The organism is Streptomyces sp. NBC_00086, assembly GCF_026343255.1.
Lineage (GTDB): Bacteria > Actinomycetota > Actinomycetes > Streptomycetales > Streptomycetaceae > Streptomyces.
Genome location: NZ_JAPELZ010000003.1, coordinates 203260 through 219203, shown reverse-complemented (window position 1 = coordinate 219203; position 15944 = coordinate 203260). Strand labels below are relative to the sequence as shown.

Here is a 15944-nt window from a genome sequence, read left to right as displayed (position 1 = left end):
CACTTCGCATACACGTGCACCCCGGCTATAGATCTTCCATAGGCACATGCACGAACCTGGTGCACCGAACGTCAGGACCGCCGCCTGGAAGAGAGTCCGCACATGCCGCGCAGCGCCGCCGCAGATACCCGCGTCCGAAGCGTCGTCGTGCTCGGCGGTGGGGCGGCGGGCTGGATGACGGCCGCCTACCTCGGCAAGGCGCTCCAGGGCACCGTGGAGATCACCGTGCTGGAGTCCTCCTCGGCCGCGCCGCTCAGTCTGGGCGTGGCGACCGTGCCGAGCCTGCAGCATTCCTTCTTCGACTTCCTCGGCATCAACGAGGAGGAGTGGATGCGCAAGTGCGACGCCAGCTTCCAGATGGCCGTCCGCTTCGTGAACTGGCGTACCGAGGGCGAGGGCGAGGCCCTGGCGCGCCCGCTGCCGTCGCAGGGTCCCGACCACTTCTACCACCCCTTCGGGCTGCTGCCGGACTACGACCAGACCCCGCTCTCGCACTACTGGTTCAAGCGGACGTACGAGGGCACGACCACGGAGCCGTTCGACTACGCCTGCTTCCGCGAGCCGCCCGTGATGGACGCCAAGAAGTCCCCGCGCTGGCTCGACGGGCGGACCGCCACCCGGTACGCCTGGCACTTCGACACCGGGCTGTTCGCCGGCTTCCTGCGGGACTTCGCGGTGACCAAGCTCGGCGTGCGCCACGTCCGGGGCGAGCTGGCCGAGGTGGTCAAGAACGACGGGGGCTTCGTCACCGCCCTGCGCACCGAGGACGGCGCGGCCTTGGACGGCGACCTGTTCGTGGACTGTTCCGGCTTCCGCGGACAGCTGATCAACGAGGCCATGGGAGAGCCGTTCATCGGCATGGAGGGCCATCTGCTGGGCGACAGCGTGGTGACCGCAGACGTCCCGCACGACGACGCCGCGCACGGGGTGGAGCCGTACAGCTCCGCCATCGCCATGAAGGGCGGCTGGACCTGGAAGGTCCCCATGCCGGGCCGGTTCGGCACCGGGTACGTCCACTCCAGCCGCTTCACCACGCGCGAGGAGGCGGCCGGGGAGCTGTGCGCGCTGTGGGGCCTGGACCCGGAGACGACGCGGATCGACTACGCCCGGCTGAGGGTCGGCCGCAGCGAGCGGGCCTGGGTGAAGAACGTGGTCGGCGTCGGCCCCTCCTCCTGTTTCCTGGAGCCCCTGGAGCCCACCGGCATCCACTTCGTCACCACCGCCCTGCACCAGCTGGTGCGGTACTTCCCGGACCGCACCTTCCGGTCCGCCCTCGTGGACCGGTTCAACCGGGAGATCCGGGTGATGTTCGACGACACCCGCGACTTCCTGCAGGCGCACTTCCACTACGCTCCGCGCAACGACACCCCCTTCTGGCGGGCCGGCAAGGAGCTGGAGCTCCCGGAGGGCATCCAGGAGAAGGTCGCCGCCTACCGGGCGGGCCTGCCCATCGACGCACCGGTCACCGACGAGTCGGCGTACTACGGCCTGGAGTCCGGGAACCGTTCCACGTGGACGAACGGCAGCTACTACTGCGTCTTCGCCGGTCTGGGCCTGATGCCGGACGCACCGATGCCCGTCCTCGCCCACAAGCCCGAGTCGGTGGCCGGGGCGCAGCCCCTCTTCGACACCGTCAAGCGCCAGCAGCAGAACCTGCTGGAGACGCTGCCCAGCACCTACGAGTACCTGCGCCAGCTGCACGGGGAGAGCCGCTTCTGAGCGCGCCGTAAGTCGTGCCGCGAGGGGTGGCCGGAAATGGCGGACCAATACGCCATGCCGGAGTGATGGCGCCACATGCGCGGTGGAATGTCACTCGAACCGGGCTTGAGTGATCCTTCGGATTCCGCCGAACAGGCTACGCGAGGTGCTTCAATGGCCACCGTCAGGGGCGCAATTGGATCAGCAGGGAGCGGGCACGGGGATGCGTAAGTCGTATGTCGCGGCGCATGTTTACATGATCGTCGGAGTGCTCTCCGGCTTGTACTACCGCGAGTTGACCAAGATCAACGATTTCGAGGGCGAAACCCAGCTCGGCGTTCTGCACACCCACTTGCTCGCGCTGGGCATGCTGGTCTTCCTGATCGTGCTCGGTCTCGACAAGGTCTTCGGGCTCTCCGGGACCAAGCAGTTCACGTACTTCTTCTGGTTCTACAACTCGGGCCTGACGATCACCTGCCTCAGCATGCTCTACCGCGGCACCCAGACCGTGCTCGGCAACGAGGTGCCCGAACTGTTCTCCCTGGTCGGAGGGTTGGGCCACATCATCCTGACGGTGGGGCTCGTCCTGCTCTTCATCCAGCTCGGCAAGCGGGTGAAGGAGCATGAGGACGCCCGCCGGACCGAGCGGTCCGAGCCGGTGAAGACCACGGTCTGACGATCGCCCTGCGGTGCGGCGCCTACGGTGCGTCCGCCTACGGCGCGCCGGCCGCCGGGCCGGTCAGGATGCCGGTCAGGGCGGCCAGGCGCTCGCGGGTGAGGTCCGGGCGCAGGCGGCGGCCCCAGGTGAGGGTGGCCAGGCCGTGCCAGGCGCTCCACAGGACCTCGGCGACGAGGTCGGGGTCGCGGTCGGCCGCCACCGGCAGGACGGCCTGCCTGATCTCGGAGAAGGCCGTCAGGAGCGGCTGCGGCGTGCCGGCTTCGGAGTGTTCGAGGCCCACGTCGAGGGTGAGCATGGCCTCGTAGAGGACCGGGCCGCGGGCCGCGAAGTCGGCGTAGGCGCGCGCGACCGCGTCCAGGGCCGTGTGCGGGTCCTCCGAGGAGAGCCGGGCCGCGTGCAGTGCCGCGGCCAGTTCGGCGAAGCCTTCGAGCGCCACCGCGTTGACGATGGCGTCCTTGTTCTTGAAGTGCTGGTAGAGCACGGGCTGGCTGTACTCGATGCGCTCCGCGAGCCGCCGGGTGGTGACGAAGTCCCAGCCTTCCGCCTCGGCCATCTCGCGCGCCGTGGTGAGGATCAACTGGCGGCGCTGGGCCTGCTCGCGGACGCGGCGCTCTCGGAGGGTCATGCGAACCACGGTAGCACTGCCAGTGAAATTCTAGTTGTCAGTGATAGGGATTCTGTCTTTGGGTGGGAGCTTTTCGGCCGTGTCCACAGCGGTCGTCTAGTGGCCTTCTAGGTGCGGTCGGCAGCATGCGGGGCAAGACCGCCCACGGAGAGGCCACCCCATGCAGACCCCGACTCCCCTGGAGCAGCTGCTCGACCTGGCGGCGGACCTGCTGGGCCACGACCGGCGGACCCTGCCGGCCAGGGCTTCGGGCTCGCCGTTCATGACCCTCGGCGGTGGGCTCGGCCAGGCCATGCGGCTCCAGGCCCTGGCCGGCGACCGGCTCGAACTCTCGCTGGACATACCCCAACTGCTCGGCCCCGTCCCGCTCGCGGACGTGCTCGCGCGGGCCGTTCCCGTCCCGCGCGGCGCGGAGCCCGGTGCGCCGGGCTCCGGGCCGCGCGCACTGCTGCCCGGGCAACTGGCGGCCCTCACCGCCCAGCAGTACACCGGATCCGCCTCGGTGCACCGGATCCTGAGCGCCGAGCTCACCGGGCCGCTCGACCTGGGGGCGCTGCGGACGGCTCTGGACGCCCTGAGCTCGCGCCACGAGGGGCTGCGGACCGCGTTCGGGTCCTCGCCGCGGGGTCCCGTACGGCGTGTCCTCGACTCGTACACGCTGCCGCTCGTCGTCATGGCCAAGGCGCCCGCCGACGGTGCGGAGCCGGTGGCCGCGGCGCACGCGCGGCTGGCGGGGGACGTGGAACACCTGGCCGGCCATCCGCAACGGCCCCCGCTGGCCTTCGCCCTGACCCGGCTGGCGGCGGACCGGCACCTGCTGACCTTCCTGTACCACGAGGCCGCGGTGGACTGCTGGTCCGTCTCGCTGGTCTGGCGGGAACTGCTCGCCGACTACGGCCGCGCCGTACGGAGCCGGCCGCTCGACCGGCGCGGCCACCGCGGCTGCGACGCGGTCCTGCGGCGGGCCGAGGGGCTCGACCGGTCCGGCGCCCTGCGCGCGCTGGCGGCCGAACGGGTCAAGCGGCTGCGCGACTTCCCCGCCGTCGTGGACCTCGCGGAGCCGGGCAGGCGGCCGGCGGTGTTCGACTTCCGCGGCGGCCGGGTGCTGTTCGGCCTCCGACGGGGACTGCGCGAGGCGGTGGACGCGACGGCCGCGCGGGCCGGGGTACCGCACGCGGTGGTGCTGCTCGCGGCGTGGGCGCTGGCCGCGGGCCGGCGCTCCGGGCACGAACGGCTGCTGGTGGGCACCGAGATGCCGCGCCGCCCCACGGCCGAGCTGCTGGGCACGGTCGCGCCGTGCTCGGCGACGGTGCCGGTCTGCTGCGAGCTGGAGGGCGGGGTCGACTACTTCCTGCGCGGTGTCGCCTGCGAGTTCGGCGAGGCGCTTCGCTTCGCGGACCTCGATACGGCGGCCCTGGCGCGCGAGCTGGGAGTGCACGGGGAACGGTCCCGGCCCGCGCTGACGCAGGTGGCGTTCGCGGCCTGCGACGAACTGCTGCCCGAGACCCTGGAGGCGGGGCCGCTCACCTCGCGCTTCCACCACGGACACCTGGGCGGCGCCACCGCGGACGCCGCGCTGAGGGTGCTGCGGTGGGGAGGGGATCCGCTGCTCGGCCTGGACTTCGCCTCGGGCGTGTTCACCCGGGCCGGGGCGGCGGCGCTGGCGGACGAGCTGCTCGGCTGCCTGGAGGCGCTGACGGGCGCGGACCCGCAGGATCCCGTCGAGGACCTGCCGATCGTCGCCGACCACGCGGCCGCGGCCGGGCGTGCCCGGCCTTCGGCGCCGCCGCCGGGCTGACGGCCACGGTACATCCGGTGCGCGCATGACCGGGGGAGGATCCGCGCGCACCGGATGCCATGGGCCCGGACGACGGGGGTGGGACGTCCGGGAGTTCTCTGTCGCCTGCGGACCGGCGTGGAGCAGGGGTTGGGGGCCGGTCCGGGAAGCTCGTCAGGCGGCGAAGTCGGGGAGGCGGGCGGCGACCTCCTCCGGGGAGGGCATCGCGGCGATCTCCGCCGCGACCTTGCGGGACGCGTCCCGGTAGCTCTCGTCGGCCAGGATGCGGCGGGCGCCGTCCGTCACGGCGTCGGCCGAGAGGCCGAAGACGACCTCGCCGGCGCCGGCGGCCTGCAGGGCCTGGCCGTTGGCCGGGCCGTCCGCGCCCTGCGGGACGATCAGCTGGGGCACTCCGGCCGCGAGCGTGGCCAGGGTCGTGCCGCTGCCGCCGTGCTGGACCACCAGCGACGCGCGGGCCAGCACCTCGGACTGCGGCACCCACGGCGCGGCGATCACGTTGTCGGGCAGTTCGCCCAGCTCGGCACGCTGGATCCGGAACCCGGTGGCCACCAGCACCGGGAGGCCCAGCGGGCGGAGCCCGTCGATCACGGTGCGCAGGTTGTCGGCGGAGCCCAGCGCGGTGCCCAGCGTGAGGTACACGAACGGGTCGCGGGAGGCGCCCAGTCCGCCCGGGATCTCGCCCTGCTCCACGTACGGAACGGGGCGCAGCTCGATGCGCGGCTGGCCGGACTCCAGGAAGCTCCGGTCCTGGATGGAGGGCGGGCAGATGTCGATGACGGTGTTCCCCAGGGTGCTGACCCGGTCGGCGGGCACCTCGACGCCCAGGTCGGCCGCGGTGGCGAGGATCTCCTGCCGGAGCCGGCCGGCCTCGTGGTCCTGCGCGAGCAGGCCCACGTCGTGCGCGAGGGCGGGGATGCCGGCGAGCCGCGCGGCGAATCCGGCGCCCGGGTTGAGCACCTCGTGGACCACCAGGTCGGGGCGGTAGGTGGCGAAGGCCGCGGCCAGGTCGGCGGCGATCCAGCGGGGCAGGACGGAGCCGAACACCTTGATGTGCAGGTCCGCGAGGACCGACGCCGGAACGTCCTGAGCTCCTACTTCGCCACCGTGCTGTTCGAGGAAGGCTTGACCGCCCGCTGCTTCGATGAACGCCTCGGGTACGGAACGGCCTGCCGTCACCGGCTCGAACCCGGCGCCCTGCAGGGTCTGGTGGAACTGCTCTCCCGTGGCGAACGCGACCTGGTGGCCGGCTGCCCGTGCGGCCCTCGCCAAAGGAAGCAAGGGGAAGACGTGCCCGAAATTGCCCACGCTGGCAAAGAGGATTCTCATGAGGCCTCAGCGTAGGGACGCCCCCGACGCATGTCTAGTGCTGCTAGAAAATTTATCATCGATCGATTCACTGTCGAGGCTCGCTCCAGTGGCGGGCGATCGAGCTCCCCCATCCTCGCGATGCGGCCGCCTGCCCCTGGGCATGCGGAACAAGGCGAAGGAGCCATTGATGATCACAGCCCAGACGGTGCCCGCGGGCCTCGTTCCGAGTCTCGGGCGACGGTTCGCGCTGTCGGCCCAGACCCTCGACAGCGCGGTGACGCCCAACCCGGTGTTCCGCGCGTGGTTCGCCGAGCAGCGGCGCACCAACCGCTACGACGTGCGGCGCATCCCCTTCTCCGAGCTGGTCGGCTGGCACTTCGAGGACTCCACGGGGAACCTCGTCCACGACAGCGGCCGGTTCTTCTCCGTCGTGGGACTGGACGTGCGGACGGAGTGGAACGGATACGGCGCGTCCTGGTCGCAGCCGATCATCAACCAGCCCGAGATCGGCATCCTGGGCATCGTCGTCAAGGAGTTCGACGGCGTCCTGCACTGCCTGATGCAGGCCAAGATGGAGCCCGGGAACATCGAGACGGTCCAGCTGTCCCCCACGGTGCAGGCCACGCGCAGCAACTACACCGGCGTGCACAAGGGCGCGGCCGTCAACTACATCGAGTACTTCCGGCCGCCGCGGGTGGGCTCGCGGGTCCTCTACGACTCGCTCCAGTCCGAACAGGGCTCCTGGTTCCTGCGCAAGCGCAACCGGAACATGGTCGTGGAGGCCATCGGAGACGTGCCGCCGCACGAGGACTTCGTGTGGCTGACGCTGGGCCAGATCCACCAGCTGCTGAACGAGTCCAACGTGGTCAACATGGACGCCCGCACGGTGCTCTCGCTGATCCCCTCCTCCGCCGGCGAGGGCCCCGCGCTGCACAGCACGGAGCACCTGCTGAACCGGCTCACCGAGATCAAGGCGCTCCGCGAGCTGGTGCAGACCACCATGCCGCTGTCGGACGTACAGCGGTGGAAGCGCACGGACCACGCGATCGAGCACGAGACGGGACACCACTTCAGCGTCATCGCCGCCTCCGTGCGGGCCGCGAACCGCGAGGTGAAGAGCTGGACCCAGCCGCTGATCGCCCCCGCCGAACAGGGGCTCGCCGCCTTCCTGGTGCGCCGGATCGGCGGGGTGACGCACCTGCTGGCACAGGCCAGGTCCGAGGCGGGCGTACTGGACGTGGCGGAGCTGGGCCCGACCGTCCAGTGCCAGCCGGCCCGGGCGCTGACCCTGCCCCCGGAGCAGCGGCCGCGCTACCTGGAACTGGTCCTGCGGGGTCAGGGCCGGCTGCTGTACGACACGGTGCAGTCCGAGGAGGGCGGCCGCTTCCACCACGCGGGCAACCGCTACGTCCTCGTCGAAGTGGGGGACGAGTTCCCCCTCGACGTTCCCGATGACTTCCTCTGGGTGACCCCGGGACAGCTCGCGGGCCTGCTGCGGCACAGCAACTACCTCAACATCGAGGCCAGGACACTGCTGACCAGCCTGCGCGCGACCCGCGCGCTGGACGGGGAGCACGGCCTGTGAGCGGGACCGGAAGCGGTACGGAGCCGAAGGCCGGCCGGCTGCGGATCGGCGTGCTGGGGTGCGCGGACATCGCGGAGCGCCGCATGCTGCCCTCGATGCTGGAGCAGCCGCTCGTCGAGGTGACGGCCGTGGCCAGCCGCCGGATCGAGCGGGCGCGGCAGTTCACCGAGCGGTTCGGCGGCGCCGCCGTGGCCGGGTACGAGCGGCTGCTGGAGCGGGACGACGTGGACGCGGTGTACGTGCCGCTGCCGCCCGAACTGCACGTGGAGTGGACCCTGCGGGCGCTGGCCGCCGGGAAGCACGTGCTGTGCGAGAAGCCGTTCGCCACCAGCCTGGCCGACGCGCAAAAAGCCGTGTCCTTCGCCCGGGAGAGCGGCCTGCTGCTGATGGAGAACTTCATGTTCCTCCACCACTCCCAGCACGCGGAGGTACGCCGGCTGGTGGCGGAGGGCCTGATCGGCGAGGTCCGGCTCTTCAGCTCGGAGTTCGGCATCCCGCTGCGCCCCGACGCGGGGCCCGGCGGCCTCCCGCGGCGCGCGAGCACCCTGCCGGAGGTCGCGGCGTACCCGATCCGCGCGGCCGGTCTCTTCCTCGGTGACGGACTGCGGGTGGCGGGGGCGCAGGTGCGCCCGGACAGCCCCTACGGTCCACAGCCCGCGGGCAGCGCGCTGCTCGTCTCGCCGTCGGGGGTGGCGGCCCAGCTCGCGTACGGGGTCGAGCACGGCTACCGCAGCGGCTACGGGCTCTGGGGCAGCGAGGGACGGCTGCGGCTGGAGCGCGCCTTCAGCACGCCCGACGAACTCACCCCCGTGCTCCGGGTCGAGCGGGGCGGCACCGTCACGGAGACGCCGCTCCGGGCGGACCGGCACTTCACGAACATCGCCGGCGTGTTCGCCCGGGCCGTGCTGTGCGGGGAGGACTTCACCCCGCACACGGAGGCGATCTTGGCCCACGCCCGGCTCGTGGACGAGGTGGAGCGCGCCGCCTCGTTCTGACGGCGGGACGACGGGACGGCGGGACGGCGGGACGTCAGGACGACGGGACGACAGGACGGCCGATGGGCCGGTGCGCGCGGTGAGCTCCACCGCGTACACCGGCCCATCGGCCCGTCACCTGCCTGGGGGGCGCTACTCCCCCTGGCCCGCGTAGAAGTCGGCGCCGAGCTGGTGGAACATCCCCGCCACGTCGAGCTGGTCCCAGTGCTCGGCCAGCAGGCCGTCCTCGACGCGCCAGATGTCGATCGTCTGGAAGGTCAGGGTGCGGCCGGTGGCCGGTATGCCGAAGAAGACGCCCTGGTGGGTGCCCGAGTACTCGAAGCGGCCGACGATCCGGTCGTCTGCCACGATCAGGTCGTGCACGAGGATCTTGACGTCCGGGAAGGCGTCGAAGATCTGCTGGAAGAAGGCCGTGTTGGCCTCGATGCCGTCCGCGACGATCGGGTTGTGGTCGATGTGTCCGGGAGCGGTGTGCTCGGCCATCGTGCTCACGTCGTGACTGTTGATCATGTCCACGAAGCGCTGGATGAGTTCGCGGTGGTTGTCAGACATATCGGTGTGCCTCTCTCGGGCTCTGGCGTCGGTGGTCCGAGGATCCTCAACCCCGGTCGAGCCGTTCTGGAGGACGCCTGGCCCAAGACACCCCCTAGGCGGTCATCTGCGCCAGAAGAGGTGGTGGGTCACCCCGCTCGGGCTGGGAACGACGTCCAGGTGGAACCGGTCGAGCAGTTCGTCGGGGGATTCCCACAGCCGGACTCCGGACCCGAGCTTCACCGGTGAGACCGTCACGTGCAGGGTGTCGACGAGGTCGGCGTCGAGGAACTGCCGGATGGTGGTGGCCCCGCCGCCGAGCCGGACGTCCTTGCCCTGCGCCGCCTCCCGGGCCCGGCGTAGGACCGTGGCGGGGTCGGCGTCGACGAAGTGGAACGTGGTGTCGGACAGCGTGAGCGAAGGACGCTCGTGGTGGGTCAGGACGAACACCGGGGTGTGGAACGGGGGCTCGTCGCCCCACCAGCCCTGCCACGTGTGGTCGAGCCAGGGCCCGCGCTGGGGCCCGAACTTGTTGCGGCCCATGATCTCGGCGCCGATGTTGCGGGCGTAGTCCCGCGTCAGGTAGTCGTCGAGGCCCCGGCTGCCCCCGGGCTCGGTGCGCATGGGCCAGCTCGCCGTGGCGCCGGCCCAGGAGAACAGTCTCTCGGGATCGACGTGCCCGAACGGCCTTTCGAGGGTCTGGTCCTCGCCGGCACCGATCCCGTCACTTGAGACATTGAAGTTCTGGACTCTCAGCAGCTGGGCCACGTGTTCCTCCTGTGGTGTCGGTCGACGATGGTGAGACCTGCCGGACCGGGAAAACTCATCGGCGCCCGCGCGGGAGACCTGCACGGGCGGTCCCCCACCCCGGCTCAAGTGCCCGCTCCTAGCCTTCGGTGCCATGAAAGCTCTCGTGCTCTCCGGCGGGGCCGGAACCCGCCTGCGCCCCCTCACCCACACGTCCGCCAAGCAGCTCGTTCCCGTGGCCAACAAGCCGGTGCTCTTCTACGGCCTGGAGGCGATAGCCGACGCCGGCATCACCGAGGTCGGGATCATTGTCGGGGACACCGCCGAGGAGATCAGGGAAGCCGTCGGCGACGGGTCGAAGTTCGGGCTCCAGGTCACCTATATCCCGCAGTCGGCGCCCCTCGGCCTGGCCCATGCCGTGGTGATCGCCCGTGACTTCCTCGCCGACGACGACTTCGTCATGTACCTCGGGGACAACTTCATCGTCGGCGGCATCCGCGACCTCGTCGAGGCCTTCCAGGCGGAACGGCCGGCCGCGCAGATCCTGCTCACCGAGGTCTCGGACCCGAAGGCCTTCGGGGTGGCCGAACTGGGCCCCGACGGCCGGGTGGTGGGCCTGGAGGAGAAGCCGGAGTTCCCCAAGAGCAATCTCGCCCTCGTCGGCGTCTACCTGTTCACCGGCGCCGTCCACCGGGCCGTACGCGCCATCGAGCCCTCCTGGCGCGGCGAGCTGGAGATCACCCACGCGCTGCAGTGGCTGATCGACGCACACGAGGACGTCCGCTCCACGACGATCTCCGGCTACTGGAAGGACACCGGGAACGTCGCCGACATGCTGGAGGTCAACCGCTCCGTCCTCGAACTCGCCGAACCGCACACCCGCGGCGAGGTCGACGAGGAGAGCGAGATCATCGGGCGGGTCCAGATCGACGAGGGCGCCCGGGTGAGCGGATCGCGCATCGTGGGTCCCGTGGTGATCGGGCAGGGCGCGGTGGTCTCGGGCTCCTACATCGGCCCGTTCACGTCCATCTCCCGCGACTGCCGGATCGTCGACAGCGAGATCGAGTTCTCCATCGTCCTGGACGGGGCCTCGGTGCGCGGCGTCAGCCGCGTGGAGGCCTCGATCATCGGACGCCACGCGGAGGTGACCCCCGCCCCGCCGGTGCCCGCCGCCCACCGGCTCGTCCTCGGAGACCACAGCAAGGTGCAGATATCCTCTTGACTTTTCCCCCTCCTGAAGGAGGGGGATTCCTACGGCTCGCGCCGTGGGGTTTCCTGCTTCGCCGCCGACTGCCCGCCCGGAGTTCTCCGTTGAGGTCTTACACCAGCTCCACAGGCTGTAACCGCCAGTCCGGCGGCCAGAAGGTTCTTCGCTGCGTTCACGTCACGATCGTGGGTGGCGCCGCAGTCGCACGTCCACTCACGGACGTTGAGAGGCATCCTCTCGGCGAGAGTGCCGCAGTTCGAGCACAGCTTGGAGGACGGGAACCAGCGGTCGACCGCGATCACCTCACGGCCGTACCACTGCGCCTTGTACTCCAGCATGCTCCGGAACTCCGACCACGCCGCATCGCTGATAGCACGGGCCAGGCTCCGGTTTTTGACCATGTTGCGCACGGTCAGGTCCTCGATCACGAGCGTTTGGTTCTCACGCACGAGTCGAGTGGTCAGCTTGTGCAAGTTGTCTCTGCGCCGGTCGGTGATCCGAGCATGGATCTTCGCGACCTTCCTGCGGGCTTTGGCCCGGTTCGCACCGTCGCCCTTGGCCTTCTTCGACAGGCGGCTCTGAGCCTTGGCCAGCGCGGCGCGGTCGCGGCGCTCATGCCTCGGGTTGGCGATCTTCTCCCCGGTGGACAGGGTGAGAAGGTGATTTAGGCCGACGTCGATCCCGACCGCCGCATCCGTGACGGGCAGTGGCTTCACGCTCGGGTCGTCGCACAGCATCGAGACGAACCACCGGCCGGCCGCGTCCTGCGACACGGTCACCGTCGACGGGCTCACGCCCTCCGGCAACGCCCGAGACCACACGATGTCCAGCGGTTCGGACAGCTTCGCCAAGGTCAGCTTCCCGTCCCGGTAGCGGAACGCGCTGGTGGTGTATTCGGCGGACCTGCGGGACTTTTTACGGCTCTTGAAGCGCGGGTACTTTGCCCGCTTGCCGAAGAAGTGGGTGAACGCCACCTGCAAGTGCCGAAGCGCCTGCTGGAGGGGGACCGAGGAGACCTCGGACAGATAGGCCAGTTCCTCGGTCTTCTTCCACACCGTCAGCATCGCCGAGGTCTGGTTGTAGTTGACCCGCTCCTGCCGCGCCCACGACCAAGTGCGGGCTTCGAGCGCCAGGTTGTAGACCTTCCGCACGCACCCGAACGTGCGCGACAGCTCGGCTGCCTGCGCATCGGTCGGATGGAAGCGGTACTTGAACGCCCGCTTCACATGGCCCACGGTCACGCTCACAAACTAGCGGGGCTATCAGTGAGAACCCAAACCTGCGGGTCAGATCACTGCGATCCGCCCTGACGGCGAATCGCAGCCCAATACCCTGCTCCGCAGGGGTTTCGTTTCCTCCCGCGGCCAAAGCCGGGGGTATCCACGAAAGGAACCTGATGACCACGACACGCATCCTGGTGACCGGCGGAGCCGGGTTCATCGGCTCCCACTACGTCCGCACCCTGCTGGGCCCCCAGGGGCCGGGCGACGTGGAGATCACGGTGCTGGACAAGCTCACCTACGCGGGCAACCCCGCCAACCTCGACCCGGTCCGCGGGCACCCCGGCTTCCGCTTCGTGCGGGGCGACATCTGCGACGCGGAGCTGGTGCGGGAGCTGGTCGCCGGCCACGACCAGGTCGTGCACTTCGCGGCGGAGTCCCACGTGGACCGCTCCATCCTCGGCGCCGGCGAGTTCATCACCACGAACGTCCTGGGCACCCAGACCCTGCTGGACGCGGCGCTGCGCCGCCCGGGCGGCAGCGCCCGCTTCCTGCACGTCTCCACGGACGAGGTGTACGGCTCGGTGTCCGAGGGCTCCTGGCCGGAGACCGACCCGCTGAAGCCCAACTCCCCGTACGCGGCCTCCAAGGCCTCCTCCGACCTCATCGCCCTGTCCTACCACCGCACGCACGGCCTGGACGTGCGGGTCACGCGCTGCTCGAACAACTACGGGCACCACCACTTCCCCGAGAAGGTCATCCCGCTGTTCGCCACCCGGCTCCTCGACGGGCTGAGCGTCCCGCTGTACGGGGAGGGGCTCAACGTCCGGGACTGGCTGCACATCGACGACCACGTCCAGGGCCTGGAACTGGTGCGCACCGGCGGCCGGCCGGGCGAGGTGTACAACATCGGCGGCGGCACGGAGCTGAGCAACAAGGAGCTGACCACGCTGCTCCTGGACCTGGCCGGCGCCGGCTGGGACAGCGTCGAGCACGTGGAAGACCGGCTGGGGCACGACCTGCGCTACTCGGTGGACTGCTCGAAGATCTCGGCCGAACTGGGCTACCGGCCGCGCAGGGACTTCGCCGAGGGGCTCGCGGAGACCTTCGCCTGGTACCGGGACAACCGCGCCTGGTGGGAACCGCTGCAGGAGCGGGCCGCCCTGTCCTGACCGGACGGGCGGCGGGCACACGAAGACGCGGCGGGCACGCACATCGCCCGCCGCGTTCCCGTGCGTCCGGATCAGCGGGCGGGGCGGTTCGCGTGGGCGTCCCCGTAGGAGGCCACGGCCTGCTGGTAGGTCGGGAGCAGTCCGAGGGCGACGGCCTGCGAGAGGCCCGGCGCGGCGGCGTCCTTCTCGGACCTGATGTACGGCTCCGAGCCGTTCCACGGTATGCCGATCTCCGGGTCGAGCGCCTGGATGTCCACCATCGTGCCGGGCACGTACTCCTCGGAGCAGAGGTAGTTCATGCAGGTGTCCTCGGTGAGGGCGAGGAACGCGTGCCCGAGGCCGTCCGCGAGGTAGACGCCGATGCCCGAGTCGGCCTCCTGAAGGGTGGTGTCGAACATCCCGAAGGTGGGCGAGCCGACCCTGAGGTCCACGACCACGTCCAGGGCGGCGCCCCGTACGCAGGTCACCAGCTTCGCCTGGCCGGGCGGCAGCGTCGTGCCGTGGATCCCGCGGAGCGTATTGCGCCGGGAGACCGAGAAGTTGACCTGCCGGACGGTGAACGGCTGGCCGGTCAGCTCGGTCAGTTCGCCGATGCGCCAGGCCTCGAAGAACCTGCCCCGGTTGTCCGCCAGTGGCGACGGCGTGATCCGGAAGGCGTCCTGGATCTTCATCTCCTCAATGGGCATGATTCCTCGGTTCGTTGTCGTGAGTCGTGGACTGCGGGCCGGGTCAGAGTCTGCGACGGCCGGCTCCGGCACCGCTCGGAACGGGCTGGAGCGGGCCGGAGCGGACATGGCGACGGCCTCCGCGCGCGGGCGCGGAGGCCGTCGGTGTCCGTACGGGGCTGCGGCCTCAGCGCACCGCGGCCGGCTCGGGAGCGGACTTCGGCTCGGACGGCGCCTCTGTCTGGGACCCGGACTGGGACGGGGACCCGGACTGGGCCACCGGCGGGCCGGCCGCCTTGCGGCCCGGGGCGATCAGCATGGACACGGTGGCGGCGGCCACGGCCGCGGCGCCGACCCACATGGCGGGGACGAGGCCGTCGACGAAGTTCTGGGCCGAGGCGTACCCGCCGTTGGCGCTGAAGATCGAGGCCAGCAGGGCCACACCGAGCGCCGCGCCGACCTCACGGGTGGCGGCGGTGACGCCCGAGGCGATGCCCTGCTCGTGCTCCTTGACCGAAGCCATCGTCAGGTTCATCAGCGGCGCGTAGAACAGGGCCATGCCCGCGCCACAGATCATCAGGGAGGGCAGCTGGGCGACGTAGGAGACGCCCGGGTCGAGGACGAAGGCCCACCAGACCATGCCGACCGTCATCATCGCGAGGCCGAGGGTGACCACCGGCTTGCCGCCGATGCGGTCGGAGACCAGGCCGCCGAGCGGGGCGACGACCATGGGCATGGCGGTCCAGGCGAGCAGCCGGACGCCGGTCTCCATGGCGCTGTAGCCCTGGATGCTCTGGAAGAACTGGGTCATCAGGAAGATCGCGCCGAACATGCCGACCGACATCAGGGTGCCGGCCAGGTTGATCGCGGTGAACGCCTTGATCCGGAACAGCCGCATCGGCACCATCGGGTGCTCGGTGTGGTTCTCCCAGAGGACGAACAGGACCATGACGACGGCTCCGCCGATCAGTGAGCCGAGCACCAGCGGCGAGGTCCAGCCGTCGATGTTGCCCTTGACGATGCCGAGGACGATGCCGAACAGGCCGATGCCGCCCAGGACGGTGCCGACGACGTCGAGGCGGGAGCCGGAGATCTTGCTCTCCGCCAGCATGCGCAGCGAGACCGGCGCGAGGATCAGACCGATCGGGACGTTCAGCCAGAAGATCCACTGCCAGGAGAGGTGCTCGACGATGGCTCCGCCGACGAGCGGGCCGGCGGCGACCGAGAGTCCGTTGACGGCGCCCCAGATGCCGAGGGCCGCGCCGCGCTTCTCCGCGGGTACGGCGGCGGTCAGCAGGGTCACCGACAGCGGCATGATCATCGCCGCGCCCGCGCCCTGGACGGCGCGCGCCGCGATCAGTTCGTTGATGCCCGGGGCGAGCGCCCCGGCGGCCGAGGCGGCCGTGAACAGCAGCAGGCCGAGGACGAAGACCTTGCGCCGGCCGAAGCGGTCACCCAGTGCGGCGCCGAACATCATCAGCACCGCGAAGGACAGCGTGTAGGCGTTGACCGTCCATTCCAGATCAGAGAGGCTGCCGCCGAGTTTGTCCTTGATGGTCGGCAGCGCCGTGATGATCACTAGCTGATCGAGCCCCGCCATGAAGGAGGCGACACTGGTGGTGAGGATGGCCCATAAGGCCACCTTCTTGGTTCCACCGCCCGAGGCTGGGGAGTTGACGGCGCTCATTCAGAGCTTCCTTTCTGGAGGGTGACA

General features: G+C 70.4%; 14 protein-coding genes. 7 read left to right on the top strand and 7 right to left on the bottom strand.

Annotated features, from left to right (window positions below; translation table 11 throughout):
- Positions 1–102: 102 nt before the first annotated feature.
- Positions 103–1719 carry a tryptophan halogenase family protein gene (locus OG276_RS39705; RefSeq protein WP_266914521.1) on the top strand — a complete coding sequence of 539 codons (1617 nt, stop codon included), beginning with the start codon at positions 103–105 and terminating at the stop codon, positions 1717–1719.
- A 202-nt stretch (positions 1720–1921) separates the two neighbouring features.
- Complete coding sequence (locus tag OG276_RS39700; RefSeq protein ID WP_266914519.1) at positions 1922–2374, top strand: DUF2871 domain-containing protein; 453 nt, start codon at positions 1922–1924, stop codon at positions 2372–2374.
- A gap of 37 nt (positions 2375–2411) precedes the next feature.
- Here the strand turns inward: OG276_RS39700 and OG276_RS39695 are convergent, their stop codons facing one another.
- The gene (locus OG276_RS39695; protein ID WP_266914517.1) at positions 2412–3002 is read right to left on the bottom strand and encodes a TetR/AcrR family transcriptional regulator; all 591 of its coding nucleotides are present in this window, start codon (positions 3000–3002) and stop codon (positions 2412–2414) included.
- 160 nt (positions 3003–3162) lie between these two features.
- On the opposite strand from OG276_RS39695, the gene OG276_RS39690 reads away from it, so the two are divergent.
- Positions 3163–4800, top strand: coding sequence for a condensation domain-containing protein (locus OG276_RS39690; RefSeq protein ID WP_266914516.1), 1638 nt, complete (start codon positions 3163–3165; stop codon positions 4798–4800).
- 153 nt (positions 4801–4953) lie between these two features.
- Here the strand turns inward: OG276_RS39690 and OG276_RS39685 are convergent, their stop codons facing one another.
- Positions 4954–6126, bottom strand: a complete 1173-nt coding sequence (locus OG276_RS39685; RefSeq protein ID WP_266914514.1) for a glycosyltransferase — start codon at positions 6124–6126, stop codon at positions 4954–4956.
- Positions 6127–6295: 169 nt separating this feature from the next.
- Here OG276_RS39685 and OG276_RS39680 point away from each other — a divergent pair, with 169 nt between their 5' ends.
- Positions 6296–7693, top strand: coding sequence for an NDP-hexose 2,3-dehydratase family protein (locus OG276_RS39680; RefSeq protein ID WP_266914512.1), 1398 nt, complete (start codon positions 6296–6298; stop codon positions 7691–7693).
- Positions 7690–8688, top strand: a complete 999-nt coding sequence (locus OG276_RS39675; RefSeq protein WP_266914510.1) for a Gfo/Idh/MocA family protein — start codon at positions 7690–7692, stop codon at positions 8686–8688. The genes OG276_RS39680 and OG276_RS39675 overlap by 4 nt, the downstream gene beginning before the upstream one ends.
- 132 nt (positions 8689–8820) lie before the next feature.
- Here the strand turns inward: OG276_RS39675 and OG276_RS39670 are convergent, their stop codons facing one another.
- Positions 8821–9240: an ester cyclase gene (locus OG276_RS39670; protein WP_266914508.1), complete on the bottom strand. Its 420-nt coding sequence runs from the start codon at positions 9238–9240 to the stop codon at positions 8821–8823.
- 102 nt (positions 9241–9342) lie between these two features.
- Positions 9343–9987 carry a dihydrofolate reductase family protein gene (locus OG276_RS39665; RefSeq protein WP_266914506.1) on the bottom strand — a complete coding sequence of 215 codons (645 nt, stop codon included), beginning with the start codon at positions 9985–9987 and terminating at the stop codon, positions 9343–9345.
- A gap of 133 nt (positions 9988–10120) precedes the next feature.
- Here OG276_RS39665 and OG276_RS39660 point away from each other — a divergent pair, with 133 nt between their 5' ends.
- Positions 10121–11188 carry a glucose-1-phosphate thymidylyltransferase gene (locus OG276_RS39660; RefSeq protein WP_266914504.1) on the top strand — a complete coding sequence of 356 codons (1068 nt, stop codon included), beginning with the start codon at positions 10121–10123 and terminating at the stop codon, positions 11186–11188.
- Between the two features lie 29 nt (positions 11189–11217).
- On the opposite strand, the gene OG276_RS39655 is transcribed toward OG276_RS39660, so the two are convergent.
- On the bottom strand, positions 11218–12420 hold the full coding sequence (locus OG276_RS39655) for an RNA-guided endonuclease TnpB family protein (protein ID WP_266914502.1): 1203 nt from the start codon (positions 12418–12420) through the stop codon (positions 11218–11220).
- Positions 12421–12569: 149 nt separating this feature from the next.
- Between OG276_RS39655 and rfbB the strand changes: the two genes are divergently transcribed.
- The gene (gene rfbB / locus OG276_RS39650; RefSeq protein ID WP_266914500.1) at positions 12570–13565 is read left to right on the top strand and encodes a dTDP-glucose 4,6-dehydratase; all 996 of its coding nucleotides are present in this window, start codon (positions 12570–12572) and stop codon (positions 13563–13565) included.
- 71 nt (positions 13566–13636) lie between these two features.
- On the opposite strand, the gene OG276_RS39645 is transcribed toward rfbB, so the two are convergent.
- A complete protein-coding gene (locus OG276_RS39645) occupies positions 13637–14251 on the bottom strand; it encodes a dTDP-4-dehydrorhamnose 3,5-epimerase family protein (RefSeq protein WP_266914497.1) in 615 nt (204 codons plus the stop codon).
- A gap of 166 nt (positions 14252–14417) precedes the next feature.
- Positions 14418–15917, bottom strand: a complete 1500-nt coding sequence (locus OG276_RS39640) for a DHA2 family efflux MFS transporter permease subunit (protein ID WP_266914495.1) — start codon at positions 15915–15917, stop codon at positions 14418–14420.
- Between the last annotated feature and the right edge of the window lie 27 nt (positions 15918–15944).

Bases quoted from the DNA above. Each gene is read 5' to 3' on its own strand.
- OG276_RS39705 (WP_266914521.1), top strand. From the start codon at position 103: ATGCCGCGCAGCGCCGCCGCAGATACCCGCGTCCGAAGCGTCGTCGTG.
- OG276_RS39700 (WP_266914519.1), top strand. From the start codon at position 1,922: ATGCGTAAGTCGTATGTCGCGGCGCATGTTTACATGATCGTCGGAGTG.
- OG276_RS39695 (WP_266914517.1), bottom strand. From the start codon at position 3,002: ATGACCCTCCGAGAGCGCCGCGTCCGCGAGCAGGCCCAGCGCCGCCAG.
- OG276_RS39690 (WP_266914516.1), top strand. From the start codon at position 3,163: ATGCAGACCCCGACTCCCCTGGAGCAGCTGCTCGACCTGGCGGCGGAC.
- OG276_RS39685 (WP_266914514.1), bottom strand. From the start codon at position 6,126: ATGAGAATCCTCTTTGCCAGCGTGGGCAATTTCGGGCACGTCTTCCCC.
- OG276_RS39680 (WP_266914512.1), top strand. From the start codon at position 6,296: ATGATCACAGCCCAGACGGTGCCCGCGGGCCTCGTTCCGAGTCTCGGG.
- OG276_RS39670 (WP_266914508.1), bottom strand. From the start codon at position 9,240: ATGTCTGACAACCACCGCGAACTCATCCAGCGCTTCGTGGACATGATC.
- OG276_RS39660 (WP_266914504.1), top strand. From the start codon at position 10,121: ATGAAAGCTCTCGTGCTCTCCGGCGGGGCCGGAACCCGCCTGCGCCCC.
- rfbB (WP_266914500.1), top strand. From the start codon at position 12,570: ATGACCACGACACGCATCCTGGTGACCGGCGGAGCCGGGTTCATCGGC.
- OG276_RS39645 (WP_266914497.1), bottom strand. From the start codon at position 14,251: ATGCCCATTGAGGAGATGAAGATCCAGGACGCCTTCCGGATCACGCCG.
- OG276_RS39640 (WP_266914495.1), bottom strand. From the start codon at position 15,917: ATGAGCGCCGTCAACTCCCCAGCCTCGGGCGGTGGAACCAAGAAGGTG.